The sequence below is a fragment of the Desulfitibacter sp. BRH_c19 genome, from assembly GCA_001515945.1.
GTDB lineage: Bacteria > Bacillota > DSM-16504 > Desulfitibacterales > Desulfitibacteraceae > Desulfitibacter.
Genome location: LOER01000034.1, coordinates 207,156 through 219,131, shown reverse-complemented (window position 1 = coordinate 219,131; position 11,976 = coordinate 207,156). Strand labels below are relative to the sequence as shown.

The 11,976-nt window shown below is 36.8% G+C and carries 9 protein-coding genes; 7 read left to right on the top strand and 2 right to left on the bottom strand.

What is annotated here, in order from left to right; translation table 11 throughout:
- Window positions 1–383: 383 nt before the first annotated feature.
- The 4 genes from APF76_06740 to APF76_06725 all read left to right on the top strand — a co-directional run bounded on the left by APF76_06740 (window position 384) and on the right by APF76_06725 (window position 5,017).
- A complete protein-coding gene (locus APF76_06740; protein KUO50151.1) occupies window positions 384–2,024 on the top strand; it encodes a hypothetical protein in 1,641 nt (546 codons plus the stop codon).
- A 49-nt stretch (window positions 2,025–2,073) separates the two neighbouring features.
- The gene (locus tag APF76_06735) at window positions 2,074–3,498 is read left to right on the top strand and encodes a trimethylamine--corrinoid methyltransferase (GenBank protein KUO50150.1); all 1,425 of its coding nucleotides are present in this window, start codon (window positions 2,074–2,076) and stop codon (window positions 3,496–3,498) included.
- A gap of 34 nt (window positions 3,499–3,532) precedes the next feature.
- Window positions 3,533–4,516 carry a trimethylamine methyltransferase gene (locus tag APF76_06730; GenBank protein ID KUO50149.1) on the top strand — a complete coding sequence of 328 codons (984 nt, stop codon included), beginning with the start codon at window positions 3,533–3,535 and terminating at the stop codon, window positions 4,514–4,516.
- A 99-nt stretch (window positions 4,517–4,615) separates the two neighbouring features.
- Window positions 4,616–5,017: a trimethylamine methyltransferase gene (locus APF76_06725; protein ID KUO50148.1), complete on the top strand. Its 402-nt coding sequence runs from the start codon at window positions 4,616–4,618 to the stop codon at window positions 5,015–5,017.
- A gap of 284 nt (window positions 5,018–5,301) precedes the next feature.
- Here APF76_06725 and APF76_06720 read toward each other — a convergent pair whose 3' ends face one another.
- On the bottom strand, window positions 5,302–5,952 hold the full coding sequence (locus tag APF76_06720; protein KUO50147.1) for a hypothetical protein: 651 nt from the start codon (window positions 5,950–5,952) through the stop codon (window positions 5,302–5,304).
- A gap of 431 nt (window positions 5,953–6,383) precedes the next feature.
- Here APF76_06720 and APF76_06715 point away from each other — a divergent pair, with 431 nt between their 5' ends.
- The 3 genes from APF76_06715 to APF76_06705 are packed head-to-tail and all read left to right on the top strand — an operon-like array spanning window position 6,384 to window position 9,602.
- Window positions 6,384–6,929 carry a hypothetical protein gene (locus APF76_06715; protein ID KUO50146.1) on the top strand — a complete coding sequence of 182 codons (546 nt, stop codon included), beginning with the start codon at window positions 6,384–6,386 and terminating at the stop codon, window positions 6,927–6,929.
- A complete protein-coding gene (locus APF76_06710) occupies window positions 6,930–7,265 on the top strand; it encodes a hypothetical protein (GenBank protein ID KUO50145.1) in 336 nt (111 codons plus the stop codon).
- Window positions 7,266–7,319: 54 nt separating this feature from the next.
- Window positions 7,320–9,602: a hypothetical protein gene (locus APF76_06705; GenBank protein ID KUO50144.1), complete on the top strand. Its 2,283-nt coding sequence runs from the start codon at window positions 7,320–7,322 to the stop codon at window positions 9,600–9,602.
- Between the two features lie 120 nt (window positions 9,603–9,722).
- Here the strand turns inward: APF76_06705 and APF76_06700 are convergent, their stop codons facing one another.
- Window positions 9,723–11,654, bottom strand: a complete 1,932-nt coding sequence (locus tag APF76_06700) for an acetyl-coenzyme A synthetase (GenBank protein KUO50143.1) — start codon at window positions 11,652–11,654, stop codon at window positions 9,723–9,725.
- Between the last annotated feature and the right edge of the window lie 322 nt (window positions 11,655–11,976).

Here is an 11,976-nt window from a genome sequence, read left to right as displayed (position 1 = left end):
CGACCGTAGTTCTAGCATTGTGTTTTAGCAATGCGTAGAAATACTAGTGCAGAGCCGACCGTAGTTCTAGCATTGTGTTTTAGCAATGCGTAGAAATACTAGTGCAAGGCTAGAAGATGGGGGTCTTAGCGGTGATAGTCATCGGATAAATGTAGTGTACTTATAAAAGTTATAAGTATAGGTTATAACAGATAGTTATTAGTTCAAGTAAACTAATGACATTTTAGAATTGGTAAAAAACAATTGGAAATTGTATAATTTTTTCAAAGAATTAAAAAAATATTTTCTGGCTAGGGGGTGATGTTTTTTGATAGTATCTATCCTGAAAAGATTATGCAGAATTTAGGGGTTCATCAAATTAATTTGGAGGTGCATAAGTCGTGATGAAAGAGATTGATGGTAAAGTATTTTGGCCTTTAACAATAGTTATTTTAACGATTAGTCTTTATATGTTTTTGGATCCTCAAGGAGCAACTACCATAACAAGTGCAGCATTTAATTTTGTTGTAGTTAATTTCGGTTGGCTCTTCTTAGTAGTCGGGGCATCCAGTTTTTTATTTTTAGGCTATGTTGCATTTACTAAATATGGAAATATTAAATTGGGAGAACCAAATGATAAACCTGAATTTGGGACATTCAGTTGGGGAGCAATGCTTTTTACTGCTGGTTTAGGTGTAGGTATTCTATACTGGGGAATTAATGAATGGGCAAATTTTGCCATTAACCCTCCGATGGGCGTTGAGCCAGGCACCCCAGAAGCTTTTACGTGGGCCACCTCATATAACATGTTCCATTGGGGGCCAACGGCTTGGGCTCTTTATACTATTCCAACTATTCCAATTGCATATGCTTACTATATTCGTAAAAAGCCTGTAGTTAGAATGAGTGAAGCATGTAGACCTATCTTAGGTAAATATACTGATGGTCCTCTTGGTTCAATAATTGATATCTTAGTTTTATTTGGTGCAATAGCTGGTACTGTTGCAGCTTTAGGTATAGGGACCCCACTAGTAGCAGAAGCCCTTCATCATTTGACTGGTGTGCCTGTCACTCTAGGGTTAAACATAGGCATAGCAGTATTTTGGGCTATGATCTTTACTGTGAGTGTTTATTTAGGACTAGCAAAGGGACTTTCAAAACTTAGCAGTCTAAATGCCTATTTAGTTATAGGAGTTATGGCCTTTATTTTGGTGGTAGGCCCAACACTATTTATTATAGATACAACTCTAAATGGAGTAGGTAATATGTTTCAAAACTATATAAGAATGAGTACCTGGACCGCACCATTTACAGACAGCATGTTCCCGCAGTGGTGGACTGTATTCTACTGGGCATGGTGGTTGGCAATAGGTCCTTTCATGGGCATATGGGTTACCAGGATTTCAAAGGGAAGAACACTTAGACAGGTGGTTTTAGGTGAAGTAATATTCGGTAGTACAGGTACCTTTATGATTCATGGTATTTTAGGTGGTTTTGCACTTTTTCAAGATGTCAATGGCATAGTACCTGTTAGAGAAATCATTGCAAGTGGAGCGACATATGCAGGACAAATTGCAGTTGTAGAAACAATCACCTCATTACCTTTTGGAAATATTGTTCTTGCTGTATTCACAATTACAGGTTTGATTTTCATGGCAACTACTTTGGATTCTGTGGCTTATACTTGCGCTATGGTTAGTTCAAAAGACTTAAGAGGAACAAACCTGGAACCAGCCAGATGGCATAGAACATATTGGGCAATCCAGTGTGGTTTAATAACTGTGGCATTAGTCTACTTGGTTGGGCTCGGTCCCTTACAAAGTATGTGTGTAACATCAGCTCTTCCATTAGTCTTTGTTTTCATCATCATGGCTATGGCTTTTATGAGGTCTGTCAAAAGCGATTTTGGGCATATGAGTGCAGAAACTATTAGTAGTGGTATGTATCTATTAACTGATGGAAAGGTTACAGAAGTTATATCTCCTCAAATTGAAGGTTCACAGGCATATACTGCAGCTACCAAAGAAGTAGAGAATAACGAATAATATTCGCAATGTTAACCTTAGCTTAACAACATATGAGGGAGGATGTTTGATGACATTAAAAACGAAGCTAGAAGTTATTTCAAAAGAGGACTTTACCAGAATTCATGACGCATCCATAAAAATTCTTCAAGAAACGGGTATAGTATTTCATCATAAAGAAGTATTGGAAATATTCAAAAAACATGGTGCTAAGACTAATGACAAAACTGTTTATCTTTCCAGAAGGATGGTCGAAAATGCGTTGAAGACATGCCCTAGTACATTTAAATGGAAAGCTAGAAATAATAACCGGTCCGTAATAGTAGGAGAAGGGTTTTTAACACAGCCAAATGCAGGTCCCGTATATATACAGGATTTGGATGCTGGTCGTAGATTAGCAGTTTTGCAGGATTATAGTAATATTCAAAAGCTTTGTCAGGCGAGTGATGTTATAGATTTGGTTGGTTCTATTCCCATAAATCCTAGTGACGTTAATACAAACGAAAAACATTTGTATATGCTTTATGAAACAATAAAAAATACAGATAAACCTCTTATTGGACATACCGTCTACAGCAAACAGGCACAAGAAATGCTTGATATGACAGAAATTGCAATGGGGAAAAATGATTTTTTGAAAGAGAATTATTGCATAGGTGTAATCGTTAATTCTCTAAGCCCCTTAGCTTATTCTGATGATGCAATAGAAACCATAATACAATATGCCAAGCGAAATCAGATAATTATTATCGCACCTGCAGCTATGGCAGGGGTATCAGGTCCAATAAATCTTTTTGGAACAGCCGTTTTAACAAATGTTGAGATTCTTGCTGGAATAGTATTAACCCAGCTTATTAATCCAGGTAATCCGGTAGTATATTCAACTGCTTCCAATGTGGCTAATATGAAAAGGGCCAGTTTTTGTGGAGGATCACCAGAAACGATGTTGATGAATATTGCCAATTTACAAATGGGCTTGGAGTTTTATCAATTACCCGTTCGTACTATGTGTGGTATTACTGACGCAAAAACAATAAACTGCCAAGCAGGGTATGAAACCCTACAAAGTTTAATAATGGCTATGCTAGGGGGTGCCCATATGGTTGTTCAATGCTTGGGGGTTCTGGATACCCTTATGACAACATCCTATGAAAAGTTTATTATTGATGAAGAGTTAATTAGAAGGGTTATATGTATTTCTAAAGGGATAGATACTTCTGAGCAGGCACTTTCCTTAGAATTAATTCAAGAAGTAGGTCATAATGGATCTTATTTAACACATAAAGACACTTTTGACCATTTCAGAGACAGATGGCTGCCTACTATGAGTGATTGGGAATCTTATGAAGGTTGGAAGAAAAATGGTTCAGAGGACATTGAAATAATCGCAAATAGAAAATATAGAGAAATATTAAAGAACGCTCCAGAAACATTAATTGATGATGAATTAGATAAAGATCTAAAAACATATATTAATAAAACTTTTAAGAAATAATGAGTTAAGATGGTTTTTGACAGGAGGAATAGTATTGAGAAGAAATTGTCAAGTAGGTTTTAATAGGATTGCTGGTTTCGGGCTGAATCTATTTAGTGAAGATGAACTCTATGCAATTCATTGTGCTATCCTGGAAATTTTGCATTATACTGGACTTAAGGTAGAAAGTAAAGAAGCCCAAGATATTTTTTATAGTAATGGATGTTATGTTGATCGCCAAAAAAATATTGTAAAGATTCCACCTCATGTTGTAGAAGATGCAATACGTTCCGCACCCAGCACCTTTTTCTTAGCCGGAAGAGACCCAAAAAATGATTATGTTGTAGGTGATAAAGGTTCAGCATTTTTTAACTTCGGTGAAGCTCTTAATATATATGACCCATTTACCATGGAGTATCGAAAGACTACTAAAAAAGATGTTGGTAATGCTGCTCTAGTTTGTGATGCTATAGAAGAAATGGATATTTGTAACAGAGCAGTTGGTTCTGATGAATATCCAGGACAAATGCAATCATTGCATAACGCAGAAGCAATTTTTAATAACACTACAAAGCATTGTTTTATTGGACCTAATAGTGGATATAATTACAAGAAAATTGTAGAGATGGCTTCTGCTATTCAAGGAGGAATGGATAAGCTAAGAGAAAGACCTATTTATAGTGCTACCGTTTGTCCTACCAGCCCTTTACAATTAACACCGGAAATGTCTGATGTTGTTGTTGAAGCAGCCAGAGCAGTTTTACCGGTAAATATCGTGTCTATGGCCATGGCTGGTGCTAGTGCACCTGTAACCTTAGCAGGAACTCTTGTTACTCAAGGGGCAGAGGTTCTAGGTGGTATTGTATTAAATCAATTAACACATAAAGGTGCCCCTGTTACATTCGGAGCTGTCAGTACCATTATGGATTTGCGGATTGCTACAGCACCAGTAGGTGCTCCTGAACTAGGAATGCTTAGTGTGGCAATGGCAGAACTTGCTAAATATTATCTAATACCCAGTTTTGGCGCAGGTGGATAGTCAGACAGCAAAGTTCCTGATGCCCAAGCAGCCCATGAAAAAGCCGTTAGTTCCGTTCTATCCGCAATGGGCGGGGTTAACCTAGTTCTAGGAGTTGGAATGCTTGAAGGTGGACTGACATATGATTATGCTCAAATAGTCATGGATTGTGAAATGATTAAAATGATAAGAAAAGTAATAGGCGGAATTGAGGTTAATCAAGAAACATTGGCAGTGGATGTCATCAGTCAGGTAGGGCCCGCTGGTGAATTCATGAGTCATGCTCATACTTTCCGTCATTATAAGGCAGAACAATCTCAAAGTAAATTAATTGATCGAAATATGCGTAGTACATGGCTGGCTAATGGTGGAAAAGACTTTACTGAAAGAGCCTATGAAAAGGCTAGGTACATTCTTGAGAACCATAAGCCTGAGGCATTATCAGAAGGTGTGAAATCTAAAATACGTGATATTATTGAAGAGGCAAATGGGTATTATGGATTAAAAGATGATGTGCGCTAATTATTTATAAGATTATAAACTTTAGACATATATTTAGAATCCTTATACAAAATCCGGCTCTTTCGATAATGGTCTATACTGCCTAAGTTAAAAGTTGCTAAGCAAAAAGTAAGAGAAGCTTGGGCTATAGAAAAAGTCCAATTAACAATTTGCTGATAAAAAAGCTGGATTACCGTGAAATAGGTAATTCAGCTCTTTTTATACAACGCCCTAGAGATAGAAAGATAGTTACAACAAAAGAGTTTATAAACTACAAGGAAGAATTGCTAGAAGCTTTAAGGTAACTAATTCTTCCAAGTTCTTTTGACCTTTATGACTAGGAGTAAACCCTTTTCAATGGTGATAGTTGCCATATTGTTAATGAACTCATTGCTTAGCCCCCGAGTAGATGCAAAATATAATATTTCTCCATTTAGAGGAAATTTTAAACCCTCAGTTGTAACACCTGAAACGTCTTCAGTCAAAGGGTAAAGGGAAAGATAATCATCAGAGTTTCCATTGATGGTTATTTTTTTATTAAATAATTGTACCTGGTGGTATTCATCAACAATTGATGCTTTAATATCATTTCGTAGAGGCAACAATAGGATGTTGATGTTATTTAATGTTTGGTCAAGGCGATTACCTAGAGCACCAAATATCACTATTTCTTCTGGTTGGTACTCTATTGCCTTTTCTAGAGCAATTTCTAAATCTGACATATCCTTTTCACAAGGGTATTTTTCAATTGTAGTACCAAGATCAAGAAGTTGCTTATATACTGTCTTATCTATAGAATCAAGGTCTCCAACCACCATATCTGGTCTAACCCCAATGCTAAGTGCATAGTTTGCTCCACCATCTGCACAAATAATATAGTCATTTGATGTAATTAGTTCGCTATAAAAGTTCATATTATTGTAGTAGCCATTAGAAAAAACAATTATTCTTTTCAAGTCTTACCCCCCCTTGGCCTCAGGTGAATTAAATATCATTTATATCTTACCTAATACAATTATATCCAAATATAACTACTATTACAATGTAGCAAAAGATAGCTTATACTATACTTTATCCGATGACTAACTACCACTAGCCTTGCATGGGTTCAGCTATGTCAACAAGTTGACAAGTTTCACTCCAAGACTCCCACCTCTTGCTTTGCACTAGTATTTCTACGCATTGCTAAAACACAATGCTAGAACTACGGTCGTAGGTGGGAGATAAGTGGTACTAAGCCCCTGGATAACGGTTTCTAATATTCAGATGGAGTCAAAACTCCACCTGAATAAAGAATCCTGTTTATAGATAAAGCTATCTTTTAATTTTTTTTGCGACTTTTTTGATTAAAGATGTGTCTAATAGGGTGAAGGAGAGGACGTGAGTCATGACTAGGGCCCCCGGGGAACTTATAAAGAGATTATTAGTAAGTGATGAAACAGCATATGTGGAACTGGTCAATACATATGGCGAAAAGCTTCTCCACCTTGCATACATGGTAGTGGGAGATAGACAACTAGCAGAAGACGTGGTACAAGAAAGCTTTTTAGCACTATATGCGAAACTTCAAAATTTCAGGGGAGAAAGCTCTCTATCCACCTGGCTAACTAGAATTACTTTGAATAAAGCTAAAAACAAAATCAGACCTAAGTTGTTTCAAAAAATAGCATATTTCTGGGAGATAAATGCGACTGATACGGCACCTTTACCCCAAGATAATTATGAAAAGCAAGAAAAGCAGTCTATAGTAAGAGAAATAATGCTCTCCTTACCAATAAAGTATAGAGATGTCCTTTACCTTCATTATTTTGAAGAACTGAAGATTAAAGAAATTGCAGAAATCCTCGATGTTAGTCAATCAGGTGTTAAGACAAGGCTTCAACGGGGCAGGAATCAAATGAAGGATTTACTAAAAGAAAGGGGGCTGGACTAAGTGAGTAACAGGGGCATAAAAGATGACTTAAATTTGGATGAAAACATAAAAGATCTATTTCAAAAGAATATGACTGATATTAAACTTGATAATTTTTTTAAAGAAAAGCTAATAGCCATGAAAAATGATGTCAAACCAGTTTCACCAGTTCGTGCGTTTTTGGAAAAGGAAATTTGCATACCTGTAGCTTCAGTTTCAGCCGCCGCAGGAGTCATGATAATAGTGGCAGGATTTTTAATAAATTCATTATTGCTGCCAGGTGAAATACCACAACCAAAGTATCAAATTATTGAGATGATGCAAATCTCGGAAGCTCAATTGAATGTTAAGGATTAATTAAGTGACCTTTTAACGTTAATAAATTAAGAAAAGCAAAAGGGTGATATTTTCATGAAAAGCCATATTAGATTTAAAGTTAAACATCTACTTGGTGTAATTGCCGCGGCTATAGGGATAGTAGCGTTGAGTTATGTCTTTATGCCTTCTGCCATGATGTTCATTGCAGAAGGCTACTATAGAGAAGGTGAGCAGGCAGAGGCAAAAATATACTATGATAGAATGAATCAATACTTTCCAAAGCACTGGAAAACTCCTGAAGCCTTAGAAAGGGCAGCTCAAATAGCTGAAAGTGACAATTTGCTTATGGTTTCACCTATGGGCATAGGAAGTGCTCCCAGGTCTTCTGGAAATGTCTCCAAGGAAGCTCTAAAATACTATGAAATTTTAGCTGACAATTTTCCCGATACATGGCAGGGGGAAAGAGCTATCAAGGAATTAGCTATTCAAGAAATAAGAAATTATATAAACCTAGGCAATATTTCTGCAGCCCTTGAAGTAATAAATAACTATTTTGAGAAACAAACACGTGTAAGCTGGCACTATGATGTAATTTTGGAGGTAGCAAGGGCTTTAAAAACAAAGGGATATCATAATGAAGCTGCTAATTTAATTGAAGATTCAATTGAGAACATGGATGGCATCCAAAATTCTCCTGATACGTTTGAGCTACTAGCAGATATCTATGGCGTATTAGGTAATAAAGAAAAAGCTTTATTTAACTACAATCGGGTTTTAGAAAGTCATGAGGAGATATTAAAGCTTGAAAGAGAATATGCTGGCGATGAGTATGATAAAGGGACTAATATCTATTATGAAGAAAAAGAGGATGAAATAAATCGGAAGATTTCAATGCTCACTACAAACCCAATAAATACTGGTTCAATAATTGGGAGTATAACCATAGCAGGCAAGCCGGTAGCTGGTGTTGAAATGATTTTGCAGCCTTTACCCAATCCTAATGAATATTCCATGGGTTCCATGGATGCAATATGGTTGCCAAGCAATGAAAAGGGTGAATTTTCTTTTGAAAGTATTATACCTGGCAGATATGGGTTAGGTTTTGTAGTAGATCTTGAGCAGGTGGGTGATGTGGTTTTAAAGGGTGGACGTTTTCCAAAATCTATCATTTATGTTGAGGAAGGCCAAACATACAGATGGGATTTTGAGTTAGTTGATACTATGAAAATAGTTGCGCCAGCAGATGGTGAGGTAATTCAAGGCGACTATATTGATCTAACTTGGGAGCCGTATGAAGGTGCTGCTTACTATACATTAGAGCTTGGGACATATTTTGAAAATGGTTCAGGCAGTTCAGGATATGGAGAAAAGTATTATTCAAACAGTACTAGGTTTAACATCCAGGAACTAAAATCCATCCAGACAGGCATGAGCTATGATGAAGAAGGTCCAATGCCCCAGTCGCTATTTGGATATGCAATGCCAGGGGGACGGTTCTTCTGGTCAGTTTCCGCTCATAATCATGATGGAAATGTTCTAAGTTCATCCCAAGGCTATTTAAAAAGCCAAGATAGTGATTTTTCTTTCCCTGAAGAAGAATTAAGTGAAGGTGATAAGCTACTGCTTGAAAGAAAGTATGGTGAAGCAATTGCAGCTTATGAAAAGTCACTAGAAAAAGATACTGAAGACATTCATTCCATGTCAATGCTTGCAAAACTATATGGGATTTCAATAAATGAAACTATAGGGGAATATAAGTATTCAGATTTAGATAAAGCATTAGAATACTACCATAAGCTCTATGATATAACTGGAGATGTAGGATATTTAGATAGTATTACAGGTATTTATTATATCCACAAGGAAGATTTTGAAAAGGCGCTGGATATCCTTAAAGAAATAGAGAAAGAACAAGCTCTAAATGACTGGCAAAAGCAGCAGGTTGCGAAGCTAGAGAGTCATTTTGGAAACTATGGTCCTGCCTTAAATAAACTGATAAGTTCTGAAAGAAGATTTCTAAGTGAAGAAGCAGCTTTAAGGATAATTACAGGGGATTTTTCAGATGCACTTAATGAATACAATCTTAGTAATGTTGAAGAAGTATGGCAAGAAGCCTTAAGCCAATATGAAAGAGACTATGCTATGGTCGATAGTGATCTTCAAAATTCAATTAAAGATATGCCTGCATTAGAAGCAATTACTATGCTAGATAATAAAGACCTAACACCCAATGAAGAATTTATAAAGCTCTCACTAAAAGTGCTCGACCCTACATTTAGACGCAGCTCAACTGAAAATATTGAAATGTTTATTAATAAATATTCTTCTAAGGATCCTGATTTAGCAAGATATGCTAAAATATTATTTATGGATTAATTAATAAAGCAGAGTAAAAAAATAAGATAGTTTTAAATTGGGGGCTAATACCGGCCCCTAATTTATACTATCTTTCAAAATAAGGTGGATATTGTGAGTATAAGGCAAATCGTCATTGAGTTAATTTGCCTGCAACAGTTTAAGCTGTTCAATAACATTTGTATCTGCAAGTGTAGTTGTATCTCCTAAGGACCTATTTTCTGCAATATCTCTCAATAAACGTCTCATGATTTTACCGCTGCGTGTTTTTGGTAGTTCTGTAAAGAATATATTCTCCGGTCTTGCCAAAGCACCAATTTTTTCTACCACATGCTGCTTAACTGCCTTTGCAAGCTCGGCACTATCTTCAAACCCTTCTCTAAGTGTGATAAATGCTACAACCGCTTGACCTTTTATCTCATGGTTCTTTCCGATTACCGCTGCCTCAGCAACAGCTGGGTGATCAACCAAAGCACTTTCTACTTCCATGGTTCCTATTCGGTGCCCAGCCACATTTATTACATCATCAATTCTGCCCATTATCCAGAAGTAACCGTCTTCATCGATTTTTGCACCATCTCCCGTAAAGTAGGTATTTTCGAATCTACTCCAATACTGGAAGATATATCGATCTGTATCCCCATAGATATTTCGTAGCATTGCAGGCCATGGTGATTTTAGTATAAGAAAACCTCCAGTACCTTTAGGTACTGGATTTCCAGCTGCATCGACAATTTGGGCGTCTATACCAGGCAAAGGTACAGTAGCTGATCCAGGCTTTGTTGAAGTAATGCCAGGTAGTGGAGCTATCAGAATCATGCCAGTTTCAGTTTGCCACCAAGTGTCAACAATAGGGCATTTTTCACCGCCAATATGCTTGTGATACCACATCCATGCCTCGGGATTTATAGGTTCACCAACGGTACCTAAAAGTCTTAGACTTGATAAATTTTTCTTCTCGGGCCACTTTGAACCCCACTTCATAAATGACCTTACTGCAGTTGGTGCGGTATAGAAGATAGTTATTTTATATTTCTCAATAATATCCCAGAAACGATCCTTTTCTGGCCAATCTGGTGCTCCTTCATACATTACCGTTGTAGCACCATTGGCTAAAGGACCATACACAATATAGCTATGGCCTGTTATCCAGCCAATGTCTGCAGTACACCAATATATATCGTCTTCTTTTAAATCAAAAACCATCTTATGTGTTGAGGCAACTCCTGTTAAATAGCCACCTGTGGTATGTACTATACCTTTTGGTTTGCCAGTTGTACCGCTTGTGTAAAGTATAAATAGCATATCTTCTGAATCCATTTCTTCAGCTGGGCAATCTTCAGAACTATTTTCCATTAGTTCGTGCCACCAATAATCTCTACCATCCTGCATTGCTGCAAGAGCATTGTCTCCAATACGACCAACTACAATAACACTCTCAACAGTGGGAGTATTTTCTAAGGCTGTATTTACACTATGTTTTAGAGGTATAACCCCACCTCGTCTATAACCACCGTCAGCGGTTATAACAAGCTTTGATTGGCAATCATTAATACGTTCTGCCAATGCTTGTGAGCTAAAACCACCAAATACAATACTGTGGACCGCACCGAGACGGGTACAGGCAAGCATAGCAATAGTCAACTCTGGAATCATTGGCATATATAGAGTAATCCTATCTCCCTTTTTAATTCCCTGATTCTTTAATACATTTGCAAAACGCTTGACTTCTCTGGTTAATTCCTTATATGTTAGAGTCACAGAATCCCCAGGCTCTCCCTCCCAAATGATAGCAGGTTTATTTCTGCGAGGTCCTTCGGCATGTCTATCTAAACAATTGTAAGCTACATTGATTTTTCCATTCAGAAACCACTTTGCAAAGGGTGGTTCCCACTCTAGAACTTTATCCCACTTCTTAAACCAGTATAGTTTATCTGCTTCTTTTCCCCAATAAGTCGTGACATCCTCTGATGCAGATTTATATATACTATTACTCTTAATATTTGCTTGCTGTGTAAAATTGGAAGGCGGCGAAAAACTTCTCTCTTCTCTTAATAACTCTTCCAAAAATATTCCTCCATTCTTTGTTTCCGAATTATAAACAGCTAATCTAAATGAACTAAGAATCTTGCTTTATTCTATATTACGTTGTTAGTAAAAGAAAATAAAGAGAAATGAGGTTGACTGTAGGATATTTGAGTTAATATGAGTGTTTTTGGAGGTAAATGGATGATGGATGCAAAATAAAAAAGACTCCTTATGGGGAGTCCTAAATGTCAAATTCCAAGCATACAAAGCTTTTTAAACCGTTCTATGGTCTCTTCATTAACCTTTTTTCCTACTCTAACAGAGAACATATTTGCAGGATGAGAGATAATTTCTGGCTCATCTGTTA

Coding starts and splice junctions, on each gene's coding strand:
- APF76_06740 (KUO50151.1), top strand. CDS start 384: ATGAAAGAGATTGATGGTAAAGTATTTTGGCCTTTAACAATAGTTATT.
- APF76_06735 (KUO50150.1), top strand. CDS start 2,074: ATGACATTAAAAACGAAGCTAGAAGTTATTTCAAAAGAGGACTTTACC.
- APF76_06725 (KUO50148.1), top strand. CDS start 4,616: ATGCTTGAAGGTGGACTGACATATGATTATGCTCAAATAGTCATGGAT.
- APF76_06715 (KUO50146.1), top strand. CDS start 6,384: ATGACTAGGGCCCCCGGGGAACTTATAAAGAGATTATTAGTAAGTGAT.
- APF76_06705 (KUO50144.1), top strand. CDS start 7,320: ATGAAAAGCCATATTAGATTTAAAGTTAAACATCTACTTGGTGTAATT.